The following is a 24,473-nucleotide window of genomic DNA, read 5'->3' on the forward strand; positions in this document are numbered from 1 at the left end:
CGTTTTCTCACGATTTGTGGAGCCTGCCTGAGCGTTTGACCTCTGCAACCGCGGCCGTGAGGTTCGTATAGCGGTAGCTGCCGACCGTGAACGTTTCCTCGGTGTGGCGGACCACTCCTGGCGGAATACTCGACGGAGCCTCAAGGCTTCCGCCCTCGTTTTCCCATTTGTCGGTGGACTTCGGCATTGGATACCCTCGCGATGCCTGTATCCTCTCGGGAACAGAAAGCAGCAAAGCCACCTCCCTTAATTGATCGGCGATTAATTCCAGCGCCTGCATGATACGGCTTTGCGTCGTTGCATCTGCTCGGCCCTGTGCTTTGCCCAGCCGCTGGTTTGGGGCACGGCCTTGTCCTGATCTCCCTTCCGTCCCTGCCCGTTAGGGCCTTTGCAAGCCGCCAACACCACGGAGGTGCAAGCAGCAGCAATTGCGCAATACCCCTCAAATCGCTGAGTCTGGATCGCACATGCGACGTTGGAAGCATCCACTTCATGCACTCAATGATCGGTCAGGCAAAATGTGCCATGGCCGGAAGAGATATTGCGGTGCTTGCTCTGTGGCCATGAAAGTCCGAGGTTGGCCGATCGGTTCGCACGAATTGTGTTCCTGGGCCTGTCAGTGCGGCGGCGCATTCCGGGACGAAAAGGCCGCTCAGCGCAGGGCTTTGGGAGGTGGGGCGTTAATGGAGGTCAAGATGACGAATGCTGACAAACAGCGCGATCACCTGAACGAGGACGAGGCGGAATTGCTTCGGCAGCTACGGGAGGTGCGCCGAGAGCAAAGGCTGTGCGGCTCGCAGGGCTCGGCAGGCAAACTGAGCAGCGGGCAGCGCGTCGCCGATATGGTTGCTGCCACGATGGGATCATGGCGGTTCATCATCATTCAGACGACCATTCTGGTGTTCTGGGTCATCTTGAACGTCACGGCCTATGTACAGCGGTGGGACCCCTATCCGTTTATCCTTTTGAACCTCGCGCTGTCTTTTCAGGCAGCCTACGCGGCACCTTTCATCATGATGAGCCAAAACCGGCAACAGGACATCGACCGCGCCGATGCGGCGGCCGATTATCAGATCAATATCAAGGCGGAACTCGAAATCGAGCTGCTGCATGAGAAGCTCGATGCCTTGAGAGAAAAGGAAGTTTTGGCGTTGACCGAGGCTGTACGATTTCTCAGCAGCCAACTGGCCAAGTCCGACGACGCCACTACAATGGCCGGCCGGCCAACGCCCGAGCAGTGACATCGCGCTGACCATGCAATCATTTCTTGGATGCCAGGACGCGCATAGTTCGGCCCACCAGGCCGATAAAAGGTAAGCGGCCGACAGGGGGCCAAGCGCCCTCCTATCCCAACCGATCTTCGTCGGTATAAACTTCAAAGCGGGAAAGCGTGGCCGGGCCAAAGGTTGTGGTAAGCGCCGCATCGGCCGCATCGCGCCCACGCGCCATCAAGATGCGCCCACGCCGAGGAAAATTGTGCCGCGCGTCAAAGACATACCAGCGCCCGCCCAGCCAGACCTCGAACCAGGCGGAAAAATCCATGTCGCCCACAATGGCCGGCAGATCCATATCGCCCAGATAGCCGGTGCAATAACGCGCGGGGATGTTCATGCAGCGGCACAGGGCAATCGCCAGATGCGCGTAATCGCGGCAAACCCCGGTGCGCTCGTGAAACACATCCCATGCGGTCTTGGTCGGGCGGGCCGCCATGTAGTCGAAGCGGATTGCGCCATGAACATAATCAACAATTGCCTGCACCAGTCCCCAACCCTGCGATACATGACCAAACAGGTTCCACGCGATTTCGGTCAGGCGGTCGGTTTCGCAATAGCGGCTGCTGAGCAGATAGTGCAGCGCATCATCGGGCAGTTCGGCCAGCGAGGCCTGCCTTGCATGGATGTCCACCAGATCAGGCTCGAAGTTATCCTCGATGACAAAGCCGCAGGAAATGGTCAGGCCGCCCGTCGGCATGGTCAACCGGGTGCAGATGTTGCCGAAACCATCGACATAATCATACATCGGCACATCCGGCGTGTTGAAGATACGCTGAGTGGTGCGCAGATCCTTGTTGCGCGATGGGTGAACGCTTAGCTTGGCCAGCATCGGAACGGGATGCTCGCAAGTGAAACCAATATTATATCCGGCGCGGATCAGCATGCTAGAAGACTTTCACTGGATGATCGCGGGCCAGGTCTGGATCCGCACGAATGGCTGGAATATATAGCGATGCGGGATTTTCAGGCATATTCTATCAACGCGCAAACCCTGCACCGGTTTCATGACGGTTCAGGTGTCTTTGACACATCTCCTTGCGTAAGCAGCGCAACCAGCGTGGTGATCTTGACCGTAGCCAGGGTCGAGAACGTATCGGAAATCGCATAGGGCAGAACAATCAGGTCACCCGATTTCATGGCGCCGCAGGAATAGACCACATTGGGCACATAGCCTTCGCGTCCAGACCTTTCAGGCCTTACGAGCGGGACGCGCGAGCGACCGATCACGCGGCTGGGGTCATCCTTGTCCAGCAGCACAGCCCCGATCGAATAGTGGCGCACCGGCCCGACACCATGGGTGAAGAGCAGCCAGCCCTCATCAAGTTCGATGGGCGAACCACAATTACCGATCTGAATGAATTCCCAAGGAAATTCAGGGCTCAATATCGGTGTGCCCAAATCCCATTCCAGCAGATCGTCAGAATAGATGAGGTGTAGGCTTTCATGGTCATGGCGCGCGATCATCGCGTAGCGCCCCCCGATCTTACGCGGAAAGAGGGCCATACCCTTGCTGTCGGCCGCAGGCCCACGAAGCGCAATGAGCCGGAAGGATCTGAAGTCGCGGGTTTCAAGCAGTTCAGAACGGATCTTGCGCCCGCTATAGGCAGTATAGGTGGCGTAATAGGCAGTCCGCCCTTCATCCACGAAGGCCACAAAACGGGCATCTTCAATGCCATTAATCTGCGCTTCGGTGACTGGAAAGATCACTCTTTCGGTAATATCGCTGTCGGCTGCAAAGGTCAGTTCTATTCGATCTCCCACACGCGAGGTCACTTTAGGCAGGCTGGCAAAACGCATTGGTGGTTCGATGGCCAGCATCCCTTCTTGGCTGATCGTACCGCAGCGGAATGTCAGCGAAGACACGTGCCCTTCGCCCACCGCCCGCAGCGACAGGATAAAGCGCAGGCCTCCGGGCGCTACACCGCTCTGGTCGGGATGGGGTACAATGCTGGGGTTGAACAGCGCGGCGGCCTCAAAACTGTATTCATGAAGGAAATAGGCCCCGATCAACTGACGCTGGACCAGCGAAAAGGAGGCGTGGCTGGCAAAGACATGTTCCATGTCACTGGCCCGCTGCTCGAAAACCCCCAGCATGTAGTCGTGGTGGTCGAAATTGGACAGGATACTGGCCAGAACGGTTTCGCCCTCGGCTTCATCAAGGGTCAGAACGTGCTTGATGACGTGATTGATTCGAGTCTTGTCGGTCGGATTAAACTCGCGCGGTTCAGCGGCGAGCCGGAAAGGGCGCACTATCACACGCGAAGGATCAGGGCGCAAATACAGGGCATGTCGGTTGAAAAAGGGATTATTTTCCATCATGTTCTATCCGGCTTGACGGAGAGGAAACGGTCGTGCGTCAGGTAATCGAATGGTCACTGGCCACGGCAGGTCACGCTCAAATTGCCGCATGTCGGAAAGAGACAAGAGGTACGAAAGAAGTGATTCAGCGCCTTTGTTTTCATTCGCGCGATCCGGATGCAATCCATCGCAACAGCTGCCTGTGGTGATATCGACCAGAGGCAGGCCCAGATCATTGGCGCCGGTAAACCACGCAAAGGCTTTATGCGCCTCGACATGCCATACTGGCGCCGGATCGATGAAGGACGCCGCCAGACAGGCCGCGATGGTTGCGCAGGCTTCGACAGGCTGTTGATCGAAACACAGCGGCGCTTCGCGCGATACCAGCAGGAAACCTTGCGAGCCGACCGGGCGGAAATGACCCTCCGGCGCGGTCTGATGCTTCAGCAGCCAGCGCAGGCTGCGCAAACCGTCTTCAACCAGCTCGCGTGATCCGCAACTCTTGCCCGTTAAGATCAGCGCCTCGCACAGACGCGCATTGTCATAAGTCAGTCGATCCTCGAACCATACCCAATCCTCGCTTTCACAGGCCAGCAATCGGGCGTGAAGCCGCCCGCCCAGCGCCAGTTGCAGCCGCCGCGCCTCGTGATTGTTCGGTCTGGCGCTGCAATAAAAGGACAGGCCCAGCAGCGCGAAGGCCCATGCCCGCGGTGAAGTAAATGCCTTTACCGGGATCAACGCCTGTTCGAACAGAGCGCTGGCCCATTGCGCCAGTTGCGGATCCTGCTTCTGCGCCATACATGCGCCCAGAGCCCAGAGCGTGCGCCCATGACTGTCCTCGGACCCGACATCCTCAAGCCATCGGCGGTCATAGCTCATGAAATTGCGAAACCGGCCTTCGACCGGGTTCCATCCATGCTGGATAAACCCAGCAAAGCGGGGCCGCATGGCCTTGAAAACATCGACCTGATCGCCTGAGCTTATTCTGCCGCACAGCAACAGAGCTCGTGCATTGTCGTCGATGCAATAGCCGTGGCTCCGGTCGGGAATGTCGTAAACCGCATGTTGCAACAGGCCGGTGCTGTCGCACATCGCCGCAAAGTGATCGAGCGGCATGGCGGGCAATACGGGCACCGGTTTGCGGCATACCGAACGAAAGGCCTCGCGATAGCGCAGCGCGGTGTTGCGCCAGGTCATCGTGCGACTGGCGACATAGGCGCGGCGGCCCATGGCCAGACGTGAAGCCTCATCAGTCAGCAGATCGGCCACCACCGCGCCAAGGGCAGCGGTATCGCCAAAGGGCACAAGAGCGCCCGAACCGTCTGTCAGCAATTCCAGCGCATGCCAATAGGGCGTCGAGACCACAGGCCGCCCCAACCCGTGCGAATAGGCCAGCGTGCCCGATGTCATCTGGGTTTCGACCAGATAGGGCGTCACATAGACATCGCACATCGCGATATGCTGCAACAGTTCGGGCCGGTCGACGAAGCGGTTGAGGAACACCACATGCCCATCCAGCCCCAGCTTATGCACCAGCGCGATCAGGCTTTCGCGATAGGCCTCGCCCGCCTCGCGCAGCAAGGTGGGATGGGTGGCGCCCATCACCACATAGACCGTGTCAGGCGCGGCGGCCAGAACCGCCGGCATGGCCTCGATCATCGTCTCGATGCCCTTGTTCGGGCTGATCAGACCGAATGTCAGGATGATGCGATGGCCGGAAAACCCCAGCTTTTCCTTGGCCTGCTGCGGGATGATCAGCGGCATGTCGGGAATGCCGTGGGGGATGACGAGAATCTTTTGAGGATCCGCGCCATAGATATCGATCAGGATCGAGCGCCCCTTTTGCGCCATCACCACCACCCGCGCCGAGGCCGCAAGCAGCGCCATGGTGACCTTGCGCTGGGCATCGCTGGGCCGATCCAGCACGGTGTGCAGCGTGGTGACCAGCGGGATGCGCAAGGCTGCGATCAGACCAAGGATATAGTCGCCAGCCTCACCGCCATAGATGCCGAATTCGTGCTGAAGCGAGACAACATCGAAGCCTTGTTCATGGATGAAATCGGCCGCCGCCAGATAACCTCCGGCATCCTCCTGCGCGATGGACCAGCGAACATGAGGAGGAAAGGCATATTGCCCGCCCGGATCGCACATGGCGATGATTGCCGTCTGCGCAACGTCGTCAAGGTGGCGCACGGCAAGTTCAAGATCGGTGGTAAAGGTGGCTATGCCGCAGCGACGGGGCAAGGCATTGCCGATAAAGGCAACCCGCAGTGACTGGGACTGGGAGTCGTCTCAGAGCTTGCCTTTCGGCTTGCGCGTCGCGGCCAGCACTGGCGAGCTTTCCTGCGGCATCAGCGGCACGATGGCCTTGCCTTTGGCGGCCTTGGGTTTGCGGATTTCACGATTGCTGCGTTTCTGTGATTTGGCCATGTCAGTTGTTTCCTTGGCTGGCGTGTGCGGATGCGTAATCGGGGCGATCATCGGTGGGGGAGGCCGGCTGGGCACATAGGGTCGATGAGGATAGGGAAAGGCTTGAAAATCCAGCTGCGACTGGCGTAAGGCGCGCAGGCTTGCGGCGGCGTTGGGGCCGCTTGGGGCCAATGCGTAACGCATGATGGCAAGTTGTTCGTCTTTGAAGATCTGATTGAGGCACATGACGTGTCCTCCTGTGTCAAGTGCAGGGGCATTGGATCCCTCAGTTGTGCGTGGATCGGTAAAGAAACATCACAATAGATATGCCCATGGCACAAATTGCGGATTATCTGGAATCGATTCTATGTTTTATCGCCGTCTCTGATCTTCAATTTCTTTTTCTATTAAACGTATGAATTGTTCGCCATAATGATCAGTGAAAACGAAATCCTGCTCATGTTCGCCAAGGTTGTGACCTTGCCCAAAGCGTGTGCTTAGTCGGGCAAGGATATCGGGGTTGTCATCAGCGAGATGTCCTATCAAAGCCCGTAAAATGCGCTCCTGAGCGAGTACTCTGCGTTCTAACATAGTAATTTCGCTGGGCTGAGCGCCAAGTTCTTTCCGTTCTGCACCCCTGTTGCGTTCTTCCTCCTGTTCAGAAGAAAGTTGATACGCGCGCGCATCATCTTCGGCGGATGTGAACGCCGAAAATGACCGTGAAGTCTTATCTTGAGATGTCGTCATGACATGATCCGAATACAGGGTGTAGAGTATTGAGAAAGGATTTGATTTTATCGGTGAAATATTTTGTAAAAATAAAGACATATCGTGATGAAGGCTGGTTTTCTTCATCTGGTGATTAGGCCATATACGCATAAAAGACGCCTTTGCTCACCTTCTCGTACTGGATCGGTCAGCCTCAAAACTCGAAGGCGTCTTTTATGAGTATATGGCTATTCGCATTCCCAGAGTCCGGAGATTGGCAAGATGGATGCGTTGGTTGCTTCCGAGCGCAGGGACTGAACTATAGAAAGGCATTCACTGGAATTTCTGTATCCACCACAATCTGCGAGAACCTTGCCGAACCGGTCGGATAACCGCCAGTGCCAGTCTCCTCCACCCAACTGGGTTGAAGTAAGCATCACTTGTTCGGCGCGATAGATTTCGAAGCTGGAGCATGAACCGATGGGCCGGTAAGATGGAATTAGGTGGTCAGATGAAAGTCCGCGTATGCGATCCTGACGTCTCAAATTTGATGAATTGTTCATGACACCCTCTTTTATGGCGTTCATCAAACAGGTGCGGAGCATTCTGTGCATCTTGCCCGCTCCGCCTGCGTCGAGTTGTGTTGATGTGATATGGGCACTTGCCGCAGTATTTCGCCACATACGGCTGCGTAACCCTCATTGCTGTCGCCAGCTAGGTCGAGCGGTTTAGCCGCGAGGTTCAAATTATGTTCATTCAGAAAAGAGATGGCCTGATCGCTATCGTGGAAATGCATATATGCCAGATTGGCGATCCGGCTCTGTCGATCCAAATATTGAGGTGTGAGCGGTGAGGCACCTTTGATCATTTGTGAGGTACGCTGATTACGAATATAAGTCAATTTGTGAATGATTGTCATGAAGTGCTCCTTTCAAATAATTTTATAATATTTATAAAAATGTTGATTTATTTTTGAAATCATGCGATGGAAAATATTTATAATATGACGAAATGCTTTTTGTCGCTGGATCAGACTTTGCCGAATTAAGATGGAGTAGGCGCGCTCGACGATTTTTTGCGCGCGCAATCCCAAAATGCGACTGGCACATTGTGATCGTGCTTGTCTTTTCCTGCGCCCAAAAAAAAGAGATTAGATCGAATCCGCATGCGCGATAGCCTCGGAAACTACGCATACTCAGTTTCCAGCTATTTCGACGCGGAGCGATGATTGGGGGGCTTCAAATGGCGCTACATGATGCTGGCAGGTACCATCGAGGTGCACGAATGGGGCAGTGATGACAGGCGTGAGTATGCTGGCAATTTATCTCGCCAAGTCATGCCTTGGGATCTGCGCGAAAGATCACGCAGGATCGATTTTTATAACCAAGCCATCCCTCGCGAGGCAATGACGTAAAAAGCAACTGCGCAGTATTACATAGTCCAGGGGGTGTTCTGGATGAAGGTCGCTCGTGCGGCCCAAGCGCGCATGATGGCTTCCTGCGTCAGATCATCGGCCAGAGCCCGCTGGCCGCACAGGCGATGAGCAAAACGGCGCAGCATCGGGACCAGCAAGGCGATCTGATCGCCAAACTGCCGGTCAAGGCTTGCCGCGTCAGCTCGCGTAACCGGGCTACTGACCCGCGCGGTCATCGTCTTGCCCGCTGTGGTGTTGAAAATCCGGCAAAATGCAGACTTTCACTGGTCGCTTTGATGCTCTCGCCCATTGTCCATTCCTTGTGACAGGCACGTACTCGCGTCTGCGGGTCTCGTCCTGTGTTTCTGAACGGCTCAAGGCGATTGGGGCAGCTTCGGAATCTACCTGCCGGCCATTATGTTTTGCCTGCACTGGGTATTTTCCGATGCTCGCGCTGCCGCTTTCGTGCGGCTAAGGTCATCAGCGAACGCTCGCAACCAGCCGGATCATCCCGTCGCTCTTGGTCAGGACATAGATCTCTCCGGCACCGTCGGTTGCAAGGCGCATGTCGATACGGAACGGGCGGCCCGCTGCCATGTTGGCTCCGGCCACCGAGTCAGAGGATGTCCGCTCCTGCATCCGCTTGGCGGCCAGTTGGGGCAAATCGGTCCTGATTTCGCCAAATCGGGCCAGTGTGGCGGGCTTGCCATCCGTGGCCGTCACAAGGTCGGCCATGCGGGCATAGAAGATCCGCCCGCTGGTGATGTCGCCGAATACGACCGCGCCTTTCAGCATCGGCCAGCGCGCGCCGCGACAGACAAAACCGTTGCTGATCGCATTGCCCTCCACCGTCGTTTTGTAGGCCAATGCGGAATCGCGCAGGCGTACTCGCTGGTCCAACATCACCTTGTCCGAAATGCGCAACGGTAGCGTGTTGTCGGTCGGCACCGCGCCATAGACCGGGCTGAGCGCCTTGAATTCGGGCCCTTCGCGCAGGGGATAGGCAAAGTTCGCGCCGCGTGTGATCAGGTCGATCGTTTCGTAACGGGGCCCCGGCACAAGGCCGTTGGAGCCGATGACAAAGGCCAGCAATCGTCCACCATCCCACGCCATCCGGTGAGGGTTGCGCATACCGGTGGCCCAGATTTCCCTGCGCGCGCCCGGGGTGGCGAAGAACGGATTGTCGCGCGGAATGCGATATTGGCCGTTCTCGCTCACCTCGCTGGTGGCGACATGGATGGACAGATCGGGGAAGATGCGGATGATCTTGCCGCCAAAATGATCGAGCCTTTGAGGGTTGAGGCGGCGGATATCGGCTTGCTCGCCCGCCCCGCCGTCACCCGTGGCGATATAGAGCGCGCGCCAGTCCGCATCGCCCGGACGGGCCGCCGGGTTAAAGGCGAGATCGTTAATGGGATGGATACTATTCATCAACTGTACCCGCAGGATTTCGCGGGCCTGGCCCATAAAGGCATCCGCTCTGTCACGGCTGGTCCATTCCACGACCACCGCCTCACGGATCAGCGGCGCGGGGCCCGAGGGCGTGGGAACGCCAGCAGTCACCGCGTATCCGCTCAGATCCAGCCCTGCCATCACGCCAGAGCGCGGGGCGGCGGGCGTGGTCTGGGTCATGTCCTCCATATGGATCGTGTAGAACCGGCCATTGCGGCGGTAATCGGGATCGAACGCCAGCGCGAGCAGGCCGCTGGCAAAGCTGGGTTCGGCCACGAAGCGCGGGAACAGTGCCTTGAAGTCGATGTACGGGCGCGGCTGCTTGGCGGCCTTGTCCACGCGGTAGAGAACCCCCCGCATTATCGCCGACAAAGAAACGCTGGGCGCCCGGTTCCTCGACCATGAAGTTGAGCCGGGCAACCTGAGAGCGTGTATCCTTGACCGCAAAATTGCCCGTGGCGGGCATCGCCAGGTAGTCCACCAGACCGGCGTGTTTGGGCAGTAACTTGTGTTGGGCCGATTTTTGGGGTGCGGTCTGCGCTGACGGGGCACCCTCCGCTGCGCCGTAATGCGTGGTCAGATAGGCCAGGATTTTGCCCTGTTCATCGGCGTTCACCATGGCCCCGCGCGTGACCATCCGTTCGACGATGGCGCGCCATTCCTGAGGGCTGCGCTTGCGCGCAATAACATTGTCCGCGCTGTGGCACTGGCTGCACTTGGTCTGGATGTCGCTCTTGCCGGGTCCCTCGGGAAGACCGGCAGGGGCCTGCGCGGACAGAGGCTCCGAACTGGATTGCGCCAAGGCAAGCACGCCACAGGCCATGGTCATCAAATGGTGCCGGAGAGAAAATTTCATGATGTCTCACAATCTTATGTCAATTATCATCAACGCGTCGTTGGCGCGGATGGCGTTCAGGGTCTGTGCTGAGGCGGATCAGATACCGGCCCCAGCCACGAGACCGTCTGCCCTTCAACCGTTTCTGAAATGGCGACATGGGTCATTGTGGTGGTGGTATCCGCGCCATGCCAATGGCGCAGGCCCGGCGGCGTCCACACCGTATCGCCCGCTCTCACCCGGACCGGCGTCTGGCCCTCGATCTGAACCCAGCCATGGCCTGCGGTGATGATCAGCAGTTGCCCCATGGGATGGCTGTGCCAATGCGTGCGCGCGCCTTTCTCAAAGCGCACCGTGGCCCCGCGCATGCGGGAGCCGTCCGAACCGCTGAAGGGAGAGGACACCATGGCCGAGCCTGTGAAATTTGCAGGGGAGGCGGGTGTGGGATCGCCCCCCGGTGCGACAACCACTAGGCCGGTTTCGCCTTTGGCCGGGGCTTGGCTGCGGGCCAAAAGGGCGATGGCCGCGCCGGCCTTGGGCCAACCGGCGTAAAAGGCCAGATGGGTAAAGACCTCGCCGATCTGTTGCGCGGTCCATCCATGACTGCGCGCGCGGTCGATATAGAACCCGAGCTGTTCGAAATCACCATTGGCGGCCATCGCCGCAATCGTGACAAGGCTGCGGTCGCGCGGCGAAAGTTCGGGCCTTTGCCAAAGGTCGGCAAAGATGATCCGGCTGGTCAGCTCGACGAATTTGGGCGCCAATGCTTCCGCTTGCTCTATGCCGGGAAGGGTATCTGGCCGCTCCGAAATCTTGGGTAGGCCGAACTGAGCGGCATCGATCTTGCGCTCGGCAAACACCGGCTCGATGACATTGAGCGCCGAGACCGCATTGGGCCAGCCTGCATAGAAGGCCAGATGGGTGACCATGCCCGCCACTTCCGATGGCTTGATCCCGTTGTTGAGGCCGCGCACCAGATGCCCGCCCAACTGGGCCGACTTGCCGGTGGCAATCAGCACGCTCAGCGTCACCATGCTGCGGTCACGCGGCGAGAGTTCCGTTCGTTCCCACACATCGCCGAACAAGACTTTGTCGGTATAATCGGCCAGCGCAGGCGCAACGGCATGCATGGCTTTTGGGGCGACGGATGGCCGTTCTTCCGCCGGGACCAACCCGGCGACCATGGCCATCGCGGCGGCAGCCTCTCCCATTCCGGTCATTGCAAAAGTCCCTTTCCCATCTGTCCGTCTTGAGCCGGTCAACGCGCGATGACCGGCTCTCCGGCCAGTTCGTTGGCATCGAGCCGCGCGCGCGTCTTGTCCGGGCCGCCAACGGGTTTGCCGTCAGAGGCAATGTCGAGGACCTCGCTGCCCGCTGTGCTGAAGCGCGGCCAGCGCGGCAGTCCCCTGCCATTGGGATTGCCGGTCTTGGCGAAATTGGCCCAATAGGAGTTCATGAGGCGGGCGACAGACTGGTCGCGCGGGGAAAGTGCCGCGCCATAGTGGGCCTTTGCCGTATCGAAGACGAAGTCGATCTCCGAGGCATGGGGCGCGCCCAGCTTGAAGCGGTCCTTCATACTGTCCGCCATATAGGAGAAGCGATAGACGAAGGCGGGATTGCCCGATTGGACAAAGGCGCGGGCGGTCAGTCGGGCCGGTTCGGCCCAGACCCTGTCGGTGTTCACCTGCGCCGAGAGCAACGCGAAATCGACATCGCCCTGCGGATCATAGGCCGTGATGGCCGCCGCCTTGCCCTTGCCGAAACTGTTGAACATTTCCTCTTTGTTGGCGCCCCGGACAAAGCCGGCGGGAACCTCTGCGCTGTTTGAGCCTGTCATGAGAGGCACCTTGGCTTGCCGCCCGGCCAGATAGGCGCTCTGCGCGGTTTCCACGATGACTCGGCCATCCATGATCGGGCCGGAATAGGTGCGCGGCCCGTTGGGGCCTGCGGTTTCCTGCCCGCCGTCGATGATCTGTTCGGTAGAAAGAGCGCGCAATTGGGCCAGCGCATCCGCGCCATCGCCAGCGATGCCATAGCGCGCCGCAAAATTGCGCCCGATCGTTTCGGCCGACACCGGATAATTGGCATCGGCATTGTCGGCGCGCAGCGGGCGGGCGGTCAATGTGCCGTCACGCCCGCCGCCCGATTCAATGATCGCCTTGTGAAACAGCCCCTTGGCCATGGGCGAGGTCAGCAGATTATGAACCGATACGCCGCCTGCGGATTCGCCAAAGATCGTGACATTGCCCGCATCCCCGCCAAAATTTGTGATGTTCTTTTGCACCCAGCGCAGCGCGGCGATCTGGTCGAGCAGGGCGAAATTGCCTTTGGCTTCCATGGGGCGTTCGGCGTCTAGCGCCGGGAAGGCAAAGAAGCCGAAACGGCCAAGGCGATAGTTGATGGTAATCAGGATCACGCCTTGCCGCGCGAAGGACGAGCCGTCGTAGGCAGGCTGCGCGCCGCTGCCTACGGCAAAGCCGCCGCCATAGATCCATACCATGACCGGCAGTTTTTGACGCGCTTTCACCTCGGCAGGGCGCCAGATGTTAAGCGTGAGGCAGTCCTCCGACATGCCCGCCGGATTGCCCGAAGCGCCAAAGGCAGAGGCAGGCTGCGCGCAGTCCGGGCCGAACTTGCCGGCGTCGCGCAAGCCCTGCCACGCCATGGCGGGCTGCGGCGCGCGCCAGCGGTTCGCGCCCACCGGCGGCGCTGCAAAGGGGATGCCCTTGAAGCTGGTGACATTGCCCTGCGTCACGCCCTGCAGGCGACCTGAGGCGGTTGGGACGCTCTGGGCATGGGCGGCAAGGGGCAGCGCAAGGGCCGTCATCGACAGGAGGAGTTTCATGGCTTTACCCCAGCTTCTTCTGCTTGAGGAAGGCGGACATCACATCGGCCACTTCGATATTATTGAGGTCGGAGAAGGGGAAATGGGTGTTCTCGCGAATGCCGATTTCGGGAAGATGGATCACGGTCACATCGCCGCCGCGCTTGTTGACCGCATCGCGCCACAGGCGGGCCATTTCCAGCCGCGCGCGCCAGCCATCGGCGCCGGGGTTGGGGTCGGGTTTTGCCGGGATGAAATCGCCATAGACGATCAGGATGGGAATGCGCGTCAGAGCCATGAACTCGGCCATCGGCGCGGCGATTGGTTCGATGGGGCCGGATGAACTGGGGATGGGGGCAGGCAATTCGCCCTCGGGAAAGGGGAAGTTGCTGCCCGGTTCGAAGGAAACGATGCCGCGCACGTTCCTGTTGTGCATCCCCGTCTGCCAGCCCAGCCCGCCGCTGTGCGAATGGGTGACCAGAACGCCCGCGCCGATCTTGTCAAACAGGGCGACGATGGCGTCCGACGTCAGTTTGAGATCGAAAGGCCCGGTGCTGGGCACCATCTGGCGGAAATGCTGGTTCAATGCTTCGGGATCGCGCGAGAATTGCACGCCGGGGTTGAACTCCGGCCAGACGCCCACACGGAAGGTGTTGAACCAGCGCTGGTCGTCAGGTGTGGTGCTGATCGGGCTGGCAACGGTTGTGCGGCCTGCCCGGCCCCGGCGGGGTTGGTCGATCAGATAGACGCTGTGGCGGCGGCGCAGAAAGATGTTCTGAAACCCCTCGCGCCCGTCAGGCGTGGTTTCCCAAGTCTTGGAAAACTGGCCGATGCCGTGCCAGAACACCAAGGGCAGCGGCTTGGCTCTAACGGGGATCTGATAGGCGATATAGGCGTGGTCGCCGTGCAGGGTCTGGCCGGTGGTGCCTTGAGCATATTGGTCCACCGCGCCCGGCGCCGTCACCACCGATCCGCCCACGGCAAAGCTGCCCTGATCCTCGATCATCAAAGGTGCGCGGGCAAGTTTGGCTGGGGCCCCGGCTTTGCTCAGCCCGGCAGTAGCCACCACCGTTGCCGACCCGGCCAGCAGGCCTCGCCGAGAAAGCGCCAGTTTATCCATGATCTGCATCCTCGCCTTTGCTGCGCGCGGCCCGGTGCAAGGGCGCGCAATCTGTTCAAAGCTGAGAGTAGATCACTTTGTCGTCATGAATTAGCGAGGCAATTGTGCATAAGCTCATGAAATGATGTCATCAGTCGCGATAGCGCAGCGCATCGAGCAGCAGGCGGAAAGCCACCGTTGGCTGGCGGCTGCTGGGATAATAGAGGTAGAGTCCGTCGAAAGGCTCGCACCAATCATCCAGTACGCGCACCAGCGCACCGCTGGCCAGATGGTGTTCGACATGGTTTTCGATGCTGAAACCGATGCCATGGCCCGCCAGCGCCGCTTCGACCATCAGGTCCATATCGTTGATGACCAGATGGCCCTCAACCTTGACCCGGATCTCGCGCCCGCCCTTATCAAACTCCCAAGCATAGAGCGCGCCTGAACTGGTCAGGCGCAGGTTGATGCAGGCGTGTTTTTGCAGATCATGCGGGGTGAGGGGGATGCCATGCGCCGCCAGATATTCAGGCGAGGCATAGGCGGCCATGCGCACCCTTGGTCCGATGCGCACCGCGATCATGTCCTTGTCCAGGCTCTCCCCTAGCCGTACGCCTGCATCGAAGCGACCGCTGACTATATCGGTAAAGCCGGAATTAACGTTCAATTCGATGTGAATATCGGGGTGCTCATGCATGATCCGGTTGATCGTGGGCCACAGAACCATCCGCGCGGCATGGGCCGAACAGGTGATGCGCACCGTGCCTGCGGGTTTGTCGCGCATGGCGGTCAGCAAGGCCAGCTTGTCCTCGATCTCGGCAAAAGCGGGGCGCAGCGTTTCGAGCAGGCGCTCGCCCACCTCGGTCGGGGCCACGCTGCGGGTGGTGCGGGTCAGCAGACGCAGGCCCAGTTTTTCCTCCAGCCGCCGCACCGAGTGGCTGAGCGCCGATTGCGATACGCCCAGCTTGGCCGCCGCGCGGGTAAAGCTGGTTTCCTGCGCCACCGTCATGAATTTGGCCAGATTGCCCAGATCATCGCTACGCATGCCATCTCCCATTCATGACATCAGATCATAGGCTTAAGCGTTTTACTCTGTCTAGTTTGTAGATCGCGCGGCGCCTATAAAGGTCATCAAGACAGATCGAAAGGATGCAGCACCATGCAGACCCGTCAACTTGGCCCTCTGAATGTTTCCGAAATCGGCTTTGGCACGATGAGCTTTGCTTCCGCCTATGGCGAGGCGCCCTCGCAGGAGGAAGCGATCCGCGTCATTCGCGGCGCCTATGACCTTGGCGTGACCTTCTTTGATACCGCAGAAGCCTATGGCCCATGGACCAACGAGGTGCTGGTGGGCGAGGCGCTGGCGCCGGTGCGTAACAAGGTGATTGTCGTCACCAAGTTCGGCTTTGACATCGACCCGGAAACCGGCGTGCGCGGTGCCGGGCTCAACAGCCGCCCGGATCATATTGTGCGGGTGGTCGATGCGATGTTGAAGCGTCTGAACATGGATCATATCGATCTGCTCTATCAGCACCGCGTCGATCCCACCGTGCCGATCGAGGATGTGGCGGGCACGGTCAAAGAGTTGATCGAGGCCGGCAAGGTCAAACATTTCGGCATGAGCGAGGCCAGCGCCGCCACCATCCGCCGCGCCTATGCGGTCCAGCCTGTGGCGGCCATTCAAAGCGAATATTCGCTCTGGACCCGCGAGCCGGAGGCCGAGGTGCTGCCGCTGTGCGAGGAGCTTGGCATCGGTTTTGTGCCCTGGAGCCCGCTGGGCGCAGGTTTTCTGACGGGCATGATCAATGCCGGGACAGAATTGGCACCTACCGATTTCCGTTCATGGTCGCCGCGCTTCTCGGCGGAGGCGCGTGAGGCCAATCAGGGTGTGGTAGACTTGTTGCGCGATATGGCCGCCCAGAAGGGCGCAACGTCGGCGCAGATCGCTCTGGCTTGGCTGCTGGCGCGCAAGCCGTTCATCGTGCCGATCTTCGGCACGCGCAAACTGGCGCGTGTAGAAGAGAACCTGGGCGCGGCGCATGTGCAGCTTTCGGCAGGCGATATTGAAACCATTGAAGCAAGTTTTGCCAAGCTGGAGGTGCAAGGCGCGCGGTTGCCGGAGGCGGTGCTTAAAATGTCTTATCTGTGATCGGAAGCGTGGCCCTCTTTTCGCGGGCCACGCTTCGAATTCAGAAGGAATGAGAGACTGCATTGGATGCACGCCATTTGCTTGGAAATGGCAGCTTCTGATAGGAGCGTATGTTTGCGCGTCACAGGCAGACGGTGCAGTGGCCGGTCGATGGCGTGGCTGAACCGCAAGTTGAGGGCTGAGGGTACGCCACATGGGCGCCGACCTATCATCGCCTGATCCATCCCATGCCAGCCTTCATCCGCCAGCTTCGCCCTGGCATTGCGGCCATTGAAGCCGAGGTGGATGCCCCATCCACTTCGTCACCCATTCGCTTCGAGGCTTGGTTGCACTGTCTTTGTTCAAGACATGGAGGCCAGCACAGTCAGGCAGCGTGGTGATGCTAGGCCCGTCGTCGGGCGGCAACGAATGGGCCGATCTGCTTGCGCGCTTCCGGCTTGGTCGTGTCGCGCTGGGGCCGGTGGGGGCAAAGTCTCGCGATCGGCCCGCCATCACCTTCCTCTTGGGAGTCATCGCTGACGACCGCCCTCTCGATCCGATCCCTCCTCGCCTGGTCGTGCGGGGGCCGAGTGATGGCAAGGTTTCCGTTGCGGCCACTCGGATCGATGGAATGGGCGATCACATCACCTTGCCGGTCTCACACATATTCATGCTGCGCAGTCAGTTGGTATTTCAGCAGATCCTGTCGTTTCTGGAGATTCAGCGCTTCCCGCATCGCCCAATGTGATGGGCACAACGGGCGTTTTGCAAGGCAACCCCTTGCCATCCGTATCCAGAGCTACCCCAGGTTTTACTGCCCATAACAAGCTAGACAATTTCTCCGAACGCTGAACCGATGTCGGCTTCGACGTGCTGACATTCTGACGTGAACGGCGTGTCTTGGGGCGAAAACCCCTTGCCGGGACCCCACGCGCTGACGGCGGCTATCGCCACCGCCACGTAAAATCGGGCGAAAAGAGGACTCGGGACCGGCGCAGCTGACACCGGCCCCTTATTCGCCAGCAAGTCACAGCATCCGTAGAATGATCTTTCCGAAGCTGGCGCCGGTTTCCATCCGGCGATGGGCTTCGGGAGCCTGCTCGAGAGAGAAGCTGCTGTCGATCACCGGGCGGACCGCGCCATCGGCGAAATGTCCCAGCCAAGCTTCGCCAAAGCGTTGGACCATGGCATGTTTCACCGCCTGATCGCGCGATTTCATCACCGTGCCGATGATGCGCAGATGCCGGTAGAGCAGGACATCAAGCGGCAGTTTTGCATCCGCCGCGCCGCCCATGATGCCCACCTGTACCAAACGTCCGCCATAGTTCAGCGAGCGCACATTGCGTTCCAGATTGGGCGCGCCGATGAAATCGACGATCACGTCCACGCCGCGCCCTTCGGTGGTTTCGGCCACGATCCGGGCAAAATCCTGTGTCTTGTAATCCACGCCGACATCGCCGCCGATGGCTTTCACCTTGTCGATCCGGTCACCCGGCGCGGTGAAGATCACCCGCGCTCCGCGTGCCTTGGCCAGTTGCACCGCCGCCGAACCGACCCCGCCCGAGGCGGCATGGATCAGCGCCCATTCGCCCGGCTGAAGCTGCGCCAGATGGATCAGCGCTTCGTGAGCGGTGACAAAGACCTCCATGATGCCCGCCGCCTCGACCAGGTCCAGATTGCCGGGTACGGGCAGCGCCATGCGGTAATCGATGCGGGCCAGCTGCGCATAGGCGCCGCCGCCCGTGATGCCCATGACCCGGTCACCCACCTTGTAGCCGGGCACATCGCTGCCCACCGCCACGACTTCGCCCGCCATTTCAAGCCCGATGAGGGGAGAGTCTCCAAAATCGGCCCAGCCGTAAAATCCGTTGCGAAAGCTCAGGTCCGCCCGGTTGATCCCGGCGGCTGCGACTTTCACCAGCAGGTCAGTAGGGCGCAGCACCGGATCGGGCACCTCGCGGATCTGAAGCACATCGGCGTCACCAAAAGCGTCGAACTGGATTGCCTTCATTGGTCGTCTCCCTGTTGGGCGCCAAGCGTGGCGGCGGCGATGGCCGAGGCGGTGATGGCGGCGGGGAAGCCGGCATAGAAGGAAAGATGGGTGATGAGCGCTCCCAACTCTTTATTGGTCACGCCGTTTTCGCGGGCCCGCTTCAGGTGTGCGGGCAGTTCATGTTCGGCATGCAGCGCGATGAGCGCGGCAACGGTGATCAGGCTGCGATCCCGCTTGGTCAGCGCGGGATCGTTCCAAACCCGGGAATAGAGCGGTTGCACGACGAATTGAGTCAATTGGGGGGTGAAGGCGCGGGCGGCCTCACGCGGGCTGGAGAAGTCGATGGCGGACATGGGGTGTCTCCTGAAAAATGGCTCAGATCTGGCTGATGAATTTGGTGACGAGGTAATTGTCGATGCCTTCCTCGCCGCCTTCCGAGCCGTAACCGCTCTCTTTGAAGCCGCCGAAGGGCAGTTCGGAGACGATCATGCTGAAGTGGTTGATGCCGATCATCCCGGCCTCCAGTTCGTCGCCGGCGCGTATCGCGGTCTTGGCATCTTGCGTGAAGACATAGGCGCCCAGCGCATAGGGCAGGCGGTTGGCTTCCTCCATGCCGTCCTCGAATGTGTCGAAGGGGCGGATGATGGCGACGGGGCCAAAGGGTTCCTCCTGCATCACGCGGGCGTCCAGCGGCACATCGGCCAGCACGGTGGGCTCGAAGAAGAAGCCGGGGCCGGGGATGGGCTTGCCGCCGGTCAGGATGCGGGCGCCGCGCGCCACGGCATCGTCGATCAGCGCCTGGGTTTTTTCCACTTGCCGGGGGTTCGACAGCGGGCCGACCTGTGTGGCCGGGGCATGCCCGTCGCCAACCTTGAGCGCCTGCGTTGCCGCCACGAATTTCTCGGTAAAAGCATCAAGACTTTCGCGCTGGACCAGAAAGCGCGTAGAGGAGATACAGATCTGCCCCGTGCCGCGAAAGCGGTTGGCCGCGCCCAGCCGTGCTGCCGCATCCAGATCGGCATCCTTGAACACCAGCACCGGCCCGTGCCCGCCCAGTTCCAGCGTGATGGGCTTGACCCCCTGCGCGGCCTGCGCGGCCAGCAGGCGCCCGACCGGCACCGATCCGGTGAAAGTCACCTTGCGGATGATGGGCGAGGCAATGAGATGCGCGCTGATGTCGGCGGGCACCCCAAAGAGGATCTGCACCACGCCCTTGGGCAGGCCCGCATCCTCCAGCGCGCGGCCGATGGCGAGCGCTGTGGCAGGGCATTCCTCGCCCGGCTTGATGATGACCGAGCATCCGGCGGCCAGCGCGGCGGCCAGTTTGCGCGCCGGGGTGATCGCCGGGAAATTCCAGGGGGTGAAGGCAGCCACTGGGCCGATCGGTTGGCGCTTGACGATCTGCTGCACCTCGGGGCGGCGCGAGGGGACAACGCGGCCATAGGCACGCTTGCCCTGTTCGGCGAACCATTCGAAATAATCGGCGGCGCTGGCCACTTCATACTTCGCCTCGCTCAATGCCTTGCCCTGTTCGGTGGTCATCAGTCCTTCGATATGGGCGGCGCGCTCGCGGATCAGTTCGGCTGTGCGCTTGAGCACCTTGGCTCGGTCATAGGCAGGCGTGCGGCTCCACAGCGTAAAGGCGCGCTGCGTGGCGGCCAAGGCGCGCTCGACATCCTCATGCGTGGCATGGGGCACGCGGCCGACCACGCGGCCATTGGCTGGGTTGATCACGGGCGAGGTGTCGCGGTTGCCCGCCTCCACCCATTTTCCGTCGATATACAGGTACAGATCGTCGAATCGGTCCTCGACCGGAGTATTCAGAGCATACATGGAATGTCTCCTTGGGGGGCGGGGAGGGGAGCCCCGAAGCACCGTCCTGCGGTGTGCCTCTGCTTCTAAGCGCGTTGGCCTTTGGCGATAATTCATTGCCTGCTCGAAACGCTTGTGCCAGAATCGCAAAGGTGAAAGATCCCCGCTTTGCAGAACACCTCTCCGTCCTTGTCGATGTTGTACGTGCGGGCAGCTTTTCAGGCGCGGCGCGGCGGCGCAATGTCACACCATCGGCCATCGTGCGACAGATCGATGCGCTGGAGGCGGGGCTGGGTGCGGCCGTCTTTGTGCGCTCGACCCGTGCGCTGGCGCTGACCGATGCGGGGCGGCTGGTGTTCGAACGCGCACAGCCGATCCTTGATGAACTTGTCGATCTGCGTGCCGAAGTGCTGGGGCTGGAAGATGCGGTGACGGGCACCCTTCGGCTTGCCTGCTTCCCCACCTTTGGCAAACGTTATGTGATCCCCATCGCCCATGCGCTGATGGAGCAGCACCCCGATTTCAGCATCGAACTGGATTTGACCGAGCGGCTGGCGGACCCGGTGCTGGAGCGGCTGGATGCGGTGATCCGCATCGGCCATCTGGCTGACAGCACGCTGATTTCCAGCAAGATTGCATCTGATCGCCGGTTACTGGTGGCCCAGCCCGCCTATCTGGCGCAGTATGGCATTCCCGCGCGTAACGAGATTGGCGCGTATCGCCTTATCGACAAGCTGCACGGGCCCGATCTGCTGGGTTGGCGCCATGTGCTGGGCTGCACCACGGCCCAGTTGCCCAGTTCACGCACCGTGTTCCGTTGCGATGATTTCGAGGCGCTTCGTCAGGCGGCGCTGCGGGGGATGGGCATCGCCCTGTTGCCCGAATGGGTGATTGGGCCGGATGTGCGCGCTGGGTTGCTGCAAAAGCTGCCTCATGATGTGAGACCACCGGAAGGCGATGCCGGCATTTATGTGCTGCGCGCCTTGCCCAAGGCCAGCGCCAGACTGGCTGCTTTCATGGCGGCGCTGCGTGCCCATATCGGGGCGCCGCCGGTCTGGGCGCATGACCATCAGCCAACCGAGGCGCAATTGGCGGCGGTGCCCTCTTTCGTACCCACTCCCGCCATGCTCGAATTGCCAACCACCGTGTGATCATCTGCTCAGCGGGATGGCATGCAGATCATCGGTGATGAGATGGAGCAAAGTTTCCGTCACTTTTAACCCAAGTAAACAAATGACCGGCTCCGAAGCTGGGAATACGGGCTGGAAACGGCTGCTTTGAAGACGGTTGCTCACGCAGCCCATTGGCCAACGAACCGGTCCAGAGAGAAGCGCCCGCCACCGCGCAGGATCAACGGGACCAGCCGCGCGGCCCAGCTCAGATGCGTGGGCCAGGCATCGGGATAGACGTGTGGCTCTGGCGCGGGCGCCGCATGCCGCAGTGATGGTCGAGCGGGATGATAATATTCCGCCTTTGTCCGAATTGCTGGCCGAACTGGATGTGGCGCGAGCCATTGCGACCGAGGAAATCGCCTCATGCGTCTGAGCGCCTTGCAGAGCGATTTTCTGGGCTGGTTGGCCAGCGGTGATGAGGAAGAGGCACAGCGCCTGCCTTTTCGCCGCGCGGAAGGGCTGGCGGTCTATCAGAACAATTACCGCGCCAGCCTGATGGCCTGTCTGGCGGAAACCTATCCGCAAACCATGGCCTGGATGGGGGAGGCGGATTTCCGCGGGGTTGCTGCGCGCCATATCGATCGCGTGCCCCCACACAGTTGGACGTTGGATGATTATGCCAAGGGCCTGCCCGCCAGCCTGAGCATGGAAAATCCGCATGACCGCGAGATTGGCGAGCTGGCGCGGATCGAAATGGCGCTGTCGCAGGTCTTTGTTGGGGCGGATGCTGCGATCATGAAGCCCGCGCAGATGGCGGACATGGATTGGGACACGGCATGGTTGCAGGTCATCCCGGCGTTGGTCATCCTGCGGCAAAATACCAATGCCGCTGAAATCCGGATGGCGTTGGCCGAGGGGCAGGTGCCTCCCGTTGCCCAGGAGCAACAGGAGTTGAGCGTGGTGCTGGTCTGGCGTCTGGATGGGATCTGCCGCTTGCGCAGGCTTGACGGGGAGGAGGCCGCCATACTGGAGATGTTGGCCGACGGACCGCTGCCCTTCGGACAATTATGTGGACATGCGGTCGCTCGATGGGGTGAGGAAAAAGGCATCCTCGCCATCGGGCAATGGCTGGCCCGTTGGGTCGGCGACGGTTTGATCGCTGCGGCGCAGGCTTGATGCCCTAGGAAAAAGGGAGAAAGTTGCGCCGTTTTTTCAATAGCGGCCGTTCACTTGGCTTATGATCCGCAACGGCTGTTCATGGATATACAGCCACGCCTTGCCGGACAGACCAACGGCGGCAACTATCCCCATCGGTGTAAAGACACCGCCATCTCCGGCTCTATTGCGACCTTGTGCGGGATGCCGGAACAAGGCATTTCGCCATTCTGTGCCGATCCCGTTTTCGCGCAAGGCTTCTCGCACTCATCTGGATTGGTAGGCCGATCAAGAGTTTACTGATATCTGACCAGTGAACGGTCAAATGCTCTCAAGCGGCATCCTGTTATCCAGCATCCCGATAGAGATGCAGAACAATCCGTCCGAGGATACCATCTTTTCATAATTGGCCAGTATGCCTGCGCCCCGCTCTGTTCAAACGGATGGCAACGGGCCGCTGACGGATACATTCAAGAAATGATGGAATGGGTTTCCTCGCTGGCCCACGCGGGCACGCTGCTGATTGTCAATGCGCTGTTGGCGGGACTGTCATGCGCCCTGTTTCTTGCGCTTTGGATCACGCGCTTTGATATGCGCAATGCGCGGGCGCTGGGTTTGTGGAGCTCGGCCTATGCTCTGATCGCCGCCGGTTTCACGACGCTGATTTTGCCGGCATTTCACATTGATTTTACCGGTCTGGCGCTGGTCGGCAATCTGTTCATCGATGCCGGAGCAATTATGGCGCTGTTGGGCATCAATGCCTATTTCCGACGCGGCGCGAGGGATTTCTGGGCCGTTTGGCCGGCGCTGGCGCTGGGCGCGGCAGAGATCCTGTGGACCATTATGGTCGGGGAGGATTACCGCATGCTGGTGATCCTGGGTGGCAGTCTGCGGGTGATTGTCACGATTGCCTCCGGAATCGCGCTCTGGAACTGCCTCGATGATACAAGGCGGATGGTGGCGCGCATTGCCGGTTCGTTTCACTTTATCTGGGCGCTGATGCTGCTGATCCGTGTGGCATGGTGGCTGGTGCACACCGGGGGCGATCACAGCGTGGAGCCTACCTCAACCTTTGGCCTCATGTCGCGATTGGTGCTTACGTGGGGCATCACGCCCAGCTACCTGTGGATGTTGACCCGCCAATTGGATGCGGAACTGATCCGCCACGCCCTGCAGGATCCCTTGACCGGCATCGCCAACCGGCGGGTCATCTGGAGCGAGGGCGAAAGGCGCGCGGCCCAGCCCCATCCAAACGGACCAATTCTGGCTGTGGTGATGCTCGATGTCGATCATTTCAAGGCGATCAATGACCGTTGGGGCCATGCGGTCGGGGATGAGGTGTTGATCGGCATAGCGCAGGTCCTGTCACAATCCATGCGCGAAGGTGATTTGCTGGCCCGCATCGGCGGCGAGGAATTCATGGTGCTGCTCAACCATGACAACACCGCCATCATTGGTTCGATTGCCCAACGCCTGCGCGAGGCCGTTGAGGCATGGAGCTATGACCTGCCTTCGGGCGACACGGTGACATGCACCGTCAGCGTGGGATACAGCACGGCTGTTACCGGCAAGACCGACTGGAAGGCGCTCGTGGCCTTGGCCGACAGCGCATTGTACGCGGCCAAAAACGGTGGCCGCAATCGCGTGGTGCAAGGCGGCGCAGACATGCCGCCCAAAGAGGCGGGACATAAGGCAGCTCAGGTTGCATAGGGATTCGCGGTGGAACGGCCATCGCCTGCAACCGCATTTCCAGCTTCCTTAGGTCTGCGGCCCAGATCAACTGTGACCTCCGCTGCCGGTGTGAACTAAGGGCAGCTTATGGCACATTGTATTGATCGCTAAGACGTTTGCAATGAGGGCAGCAGCGCCTCTCCCATCATTCTGGCAAAGCTGCCGGGCGGGGCGCCGAGGCGTTTGCGAAAGGCGGTGCTGAAGGCGCTGGCAGATTCATAACCGATGT

The 24,473-nt window shown here is 60.2% G+C and carries 24 protein-coding genes; 7 read left to right on the plus strand and 17 right to left on the minus strand.

What is annotated here, in order from left to right; genetic code table 11:
- Positions 1–7: 7 nt before the first annotated feature.
- Entirely contained in the window at positions 8–280 is a 273-nt protein-coding gene (locus FHW96_RS13010) for a hypothetical protein (protein ID WP_172340997.1), read from the minus strand.
- A gap of 415 nt (positions 281–695) precedes the next feature.
- Here FHW96_RS13010 and FHW96_RS13015 point away from each other — a divergent pair, with 415 nt between their 5' ends.
- Positions 696–1,241 carry a DUF1003 domain-containing protein gene (locus FHW96_RS13015; RefSeq protein ID WP_172340998.1) on the plus strand — a complete coding sequence of 182 codons (546 nt, stop codon included), beginning with the start codon at positions 696–698 and terminating at the stop codon, positions 1,239–1,241.
- 103 nt (positions 1,242–1,344) lie between these two features.
- Here FHW96_RS13015 and FHW96_RS13020 read toward each other — a convergent pair whose 3' ends face one another.
- The 13 genes from FHW96_RS13020 to FHW96_RS13080 all read right to left on the minus strand — a co-directional run bounded on the left by FHW96_RS13020 (position 1,345) and on the right by FHW96_RS13080 (position 15,358).
- Complete coding sequence (locus tag FHW96_RS13020) at positions 1,345–2,157, minus strand: transglutaminase family protein (protein ID WP_172340999.1); 813 nt, start codon at positions 2,155–2,157, stop codon at positions 1,345–1,347.
- A gap of 119 nt (positions 2,158–2,276) precedes the next feature.
- Positions 2,277–3,590, minus strand: a complete 1,314-nt coding sequence (locus FHW96_RS13025) for a glycoside hydrolase family 130 protein (RefSeq protein WP_172341044.1) — start codon at positions 3,588–3,590, stop codon at positions 2,277–2,279.
- A 6-nt stretch (positions 3,591–3,596) separates the two neighbouring features.
- Positions 3,597–5,816 carry a glycosyltransferase family 4 protein gene (locus FHW96_RS13030; RefSeq protein ID WP_253950925.1) on the minus strand — a complete coding sequence of 740 codons (2,220 nt, stop codon included), beginning with the start codon at positions 5,814–5,816 and terminating at the stop codon, positions 3,597–3,599.
- A 48-nt stretch (positions 5,817–5,864) separates the two neighbouring features.
- Positions 5,865–6,227, minus strand: a complete 363-nt coding sequence (locus tag FHW96_RS13035) for a hypothetical protein (RefSeq protein WP_172340827.1) — start codon at positions 6,225–6,227, stop codon at positions 5,865–5,867.
- A gap of 126 nt (positions 6,228–6,353) precedes the next feature.
- On the minus strand, positions 6,354–6,836 hold the full coding sequence (locus tag FHW96_RS13040; RefSeq protein ID WP_172341000.1) for a hypothetical protein: 483 nt from the start codon (positions 6,834–6,836) through the stop codon (positions 6,354–6,356).
- Between the two features lie 101 nt (positions 6,837–6,937).
- Positions 6,938–7,372: a YegP family protein gene (locus FHW96_RS26745; protein ID WP_371815710.1), complete on the minus strand. Its 435-nt coding sequence runs from the start codon at positions 7,370–7,372 to the stop codon at positions 6,938–6,940.
- Positions 7,276–7,608 carry a hypothetical protein gene (locus FHW96_RS13050; protein WP_172341002.1) on the minus strand — a complete coding sequence of 111 codons (333 nt, stop codon included), beginning with the start codon at positions 7,606–7,608 and terminating at the stop codon, positions 7,276–7,278. The genes FHW96_RS26745 and FHW96_RS13050 overlap by 97 nt, the downstream gene beginning before the upstream one ends.
- Positions 7,609–8,120: 512 nt before the next feature.
- On the minus strand, positions 8,121–8,339 hold the full coding sequence (locus tag FHW96_RS13055; protein WP_172341003.1) for an RNA polymerase sigma factor: 219 nt from the start codon (positions 8,337–8,339) through the stop codon (positions 8,121–8,123).
- 244 nt (positions 8,340–8,583) lie between these two features.
- Positions 8,584–9,915, minus strand: coding sequence for a sorbosone dehydrogenase family protein (locus tag FHW96_RS13060; RefSeq protein WP_172341004.1), 1,332 nt, complete (start codon positions 9,913–9,915; stop codon positions 8,584–8,586).
- 552 nt (positions 9,916–10,467) lie between these two features.
- Complete coding sequence (locus FHW96_RS13065; RefSeq protein ID WP_172341005.1) at positions 10,468–11,610, minus strand: carboxymuconolactone decarboxylase family protein; 1,143 nt, start codon at positions 11,608–11,610, stop codon at positions 10,468–10,470.
- 38 nt (positions 11,611–11,648) lie between these two features.
- The gene (locus FHW96_RS13070; RefSeq protein WP_172341006.1) at positions 11,649–13,235 is read right to left on the minus strand and encodes a carboxylesterase/lipase family protein; all 1,587 of its coding nucleotides are present in this window, start codon (positions 13,233–13,235) and stop codon (positions 11,649–11,651) included.
- 4 nt (positions 13,236–13,239) lie between these two features.
- The gene (locus FHW96_RS13075) at positions 13,240–14,334 is read right to left on the minus strand and encodes an alpha/beta fold hydrolase (RefSeq protein WP_172341007.1); all 1,095 of its coding nucleotides are present in this window, start codon (positions 14,332–14,334) and stop codon (positions 13,240–13,242) included.
- A 130-nt stretch (positions 14,335–14,464) separates the two neighbouring features.
- The gene (locus FHW96_RS13080) at positions 14,465–15,358 is read right to left on the minus strand and encodes a LysR family transcriptional regulator (RefSeq protein ID WP_172341008.1); all 894 of its coding nucleotides are present in this window, start codon (positions 15,356–15,358) and stop codon (positions 14,465–14,467) included.
- A gap of 114 nt (positions 15,359–15,472) precedes the next feature.
- On the opposite strand from FHW96_RS13080, the gene FHW96_RS13085 reads away from it, so the two are divergent.
- Positions 15,473–16,462, plus strand: a complete 990-nt coding sequence (locus tag FHW96_RS13085) for an aldo/keto reductase (protein WP_172341009.1) — start codon at positions 15,473–15,475, stop codon at positions 16,460–16,462.
- Positions 16,463–16,784: 322 nt separating this feature from the next.
- A complete protein-coding gene (locus tag FHW96_RS13090) occupies positions 16,785–17,189 on the plus strand; it encodes a hypothetical protein (RefSeq protein WP_172341010.1) in 405 nt (134 codons plus the stop codon).
- 279 nt (positions 17,190–17,468) lie between these two features.
- Here the strand turns inward: FHW96_RS13090 and FHW96_RS13095 are convergent, their stop codons facing one another.
- From FHW96_RS13095 to FHW96_RS13105, 3 genes are read right to left on the minus strand one after another with little or no spacing between them, the layout of a single operon-like run.
- The gene (locus FHW96_RS13095) at positions 17,469–18,452 is read right to left on the minus strand and encodes an NAD(P)H-quinone oxidoreductase (RefSeq protein WP_172341011.1); all 984 of its coding nucleotides are present in this window, start codon (positions 18,450–18,452) and stop codon (positions 17,469–17,471) included.
- Complete coding sequence (locus tag FHW96_RS13100; protein ID WP_172341012.1) at positions 18,449–18,787, minus strand: carboxymuconolactone decarboxylase family protein; 339 nt, start codon at positions 18,785–18,787, stop codon at positions 18,449–18,451. Before FHW96_RS13100 ends, FHW96_RS13095 begins: the two co-directional genes overlap by 4 nt.
- 22 nt (positions 18,788–18,809) lie before the next feature.
- A complete protein-coding gene (locus tag FHW96_RS13105) occupies positions 18,810–20,267 on the minus strand; it encodes an NAD-dependent succinate-semialdehyde dehydrogenase (RefSeq protein ID WP_172341013.1) in 1,458 nt (485 codons plus the stop codon).
- Between the two features lie 131 nt (positions 20,268–20,398).
- On the opposite strand from FHW96_RS13105, the gene FHW96_RS13110 reads away from it, so the two are divergent.
- The 4 genes from FHW96_RS13110 (at position 20,399) to FHW96_RS13125 (ending at position 24,223) form a co-directional block, all read left to right on the plus strand.
- Entirely contained in the window at positions 20,399–21,397 is a 999-nt protein-coding gene (locus FHW96_RS13110) for a LysR family transcriptional regulator (protein WP_172341014.1), read from the plus strand.
- A 259-nt stretch (positions 21,398–21,656) separates the two neighbouring features.
- Positions 21,657–21,791 carry a DUF692 family multinuclear iron-containing protein gene (locus tag FHW96_RS13115; protein WP_371815711.1) on the plus strand — a complete coding sequence of 45 codons (135 nt, stop codon included), beginning with the start codon at positions 21,657–21,659 and terminating at the stop codon, positions 21,789–21,791.
- Positions 21,782–22,534 carry a DNA-binding domain-containing protein gene (locus FHW96_RS13120; RefSeq protein ID WP_172341015.1) on the plus strand — a complete coding sequence of 251 codons (753 nt, stop codon included), beginning with the start codon at positions 21,782–21,784 and terminating at the stop codon, positions 22,532–22,534. Before FHW96_RS13115 ends, FHW96_RS13120 begins: the two co-directional genes overlap by 10 nt.
- 456 nt (positions 22,535–22,990) lie before the next feature.
- The gene (locus FHW96_RS13125) at positions 22,991–24,223 is read left to right on the plus strand and encodes a diguanylate cyclase (RefSeq protein ID WP_216650883.1); all 1,233 of its coding nucleotides are present in this window, start codon (positions 22,991–22,993) and stop codon (positions 24,221–24,223) included.
- Positions 24,224–24,473: the final 250 nt, after the last annotated feature.

The organism is Novosphingobium sp. SG751A (genome assembly GCF_013149295.1).
GTDB lineage: Bacteria > Pseudomonadota > Alphaproteobacteria > Sphingomonadales > Sphingomonadaceae > Novosphingobium.

Coding starts and splice junctions, on each gene's coding strand:
- FHW96_RS13010 (WP_172340997.1), bottom strand. CDS start 280: ATGCAGGCGCTGGAATTAATCGCCGATCAATTAAGGGAGGTGGCTTTG.
- FHW96_RS13015 (WP_172340998.1), top strand. CDS start 696: ATGACGAATGCTGACAAACAGCGCGATCACCTGAACGAGGACGAGGCG.
- FHW96_RS13020 (WP_172340999.1), bottom strand. CDS start 2,157: ATGCTGATCCGCGCCGGATATAATATTGGTTTCACTTGCGAGCATCCC.
- FHW96_RS13025 (WP_172341044.1), bottom strand. CDS start 3,590: ATGGAAAATAATCCCTTTTTCAACCGACATGCCCTGTATTTGCGCCCT.
- FHW96_RS13035 (WP_172340827.1), bottom strand. CDS start 6,227: ATGTGCCTCAATCAGATCTTCAAAGACGAACAACTTGCCATCATGCGT.
- FHW96_RS13040 (WP_172341000.1), bottom strand. CDS start 6,836: ATGAAGAAAACCAGCCTTCATCACGATATGTCTTTATTTTTACAAAAT.
- FHW96_RS26745 (WP_371815710.1), bottom strand. CDS start 7,372: ATGTGGCGAAATACTGCGGCAAGTGCCCATATCACATCAACACAACTC.
- FHW96_RS13050 (WP_172341002.1), bottom strand. CDS start 7,608: ATGACAATCATTCACAAATTGACTTATATTCGTAATCAGCGTACCTCA.
- FHW96_RS13055 (WP_172341003.1), bottom strand. CDS start 8,339: ATGACCGCGCGGGTCAGTAGCCCGGTTACGCGAGCTGACGCGGCAAGC.
- FHW96_RS13060 (WP_172341004.1), bottom strand. CDS start 9,915: ATGCGGGGGGTTCTCTACCGCGTGGACAAGGCCGCCAAGCAGCCGCGC.
- FHW96_RS13065 (WP_172341005.1), bottom strand. CDS start 11,610: ATGACCGGAATGGGAGAGGCTGCCGCCGCGATGGCCATGGTCGCCGGG.
- FHW96_RS13070 (WP_172341006.1), bottom strand. CDS start 13,235: ATGAAACTCCTCCTGTCGATGACGGCCCTTGCGCTGCCCCTTGCCGCC.
- FHW96_RS13075 (WP_172341007.1), bottom strand. CDS start 14,334: ATGGATAAACTGGCGCTTTCTCGGCGAGGCCTGCTGGCCGGGTCGGCA.
- FHW96_RS13080 (WP_172341008.1), bottom strand. CDS start 15,358: ATGCGTAGCGATGATCTGGGCAATCTGGCCAAATTCATGACGGTGGCG.
- FHW96_RS13085 (WP_172341009.1), top strand. CDS start 15,473: ATGCAGACCCGTCAACTTGGCCCTCTGAATGTTTCCGAAATCGGCTTT.
- FHW96_RS13095 (WP_172341011.1), bottom strand. CDS start 18,452: ATGAAGGCAATCCAGTTCGACGCTTTTGGTGACGCCGATGTGCTTCAG.
- FHW96_RS13100 (WP_172341012.1), bottom strand. CDS start 18,787: ATGTCCGCCATCGACTTCTCCAGCCCGCGTGAGGCCGCCCGCGCCTTC.
- FHW96_RS13105 (WP_172341013.1), bottom strand. CDS start 20,267: ATGTATGCTCTGAATACTCCGGTCGAGGACCGATTCGACGATCTGTAC.
- FHW96_RS13120 (WP_172341015.1), top strand. CDS start 21,782: ATGCGTCTGAGCGCCTTGCAGAGCGATTTTCTGGGCTGGTTGGCCAGC.
- FHW96_RS13125 (WP_216650883.1), top strand. CDS start 22,991: ATGATGGAATGGGTTTCCTCGCTGGCCCACGCGGGCACGCTGCTGATT.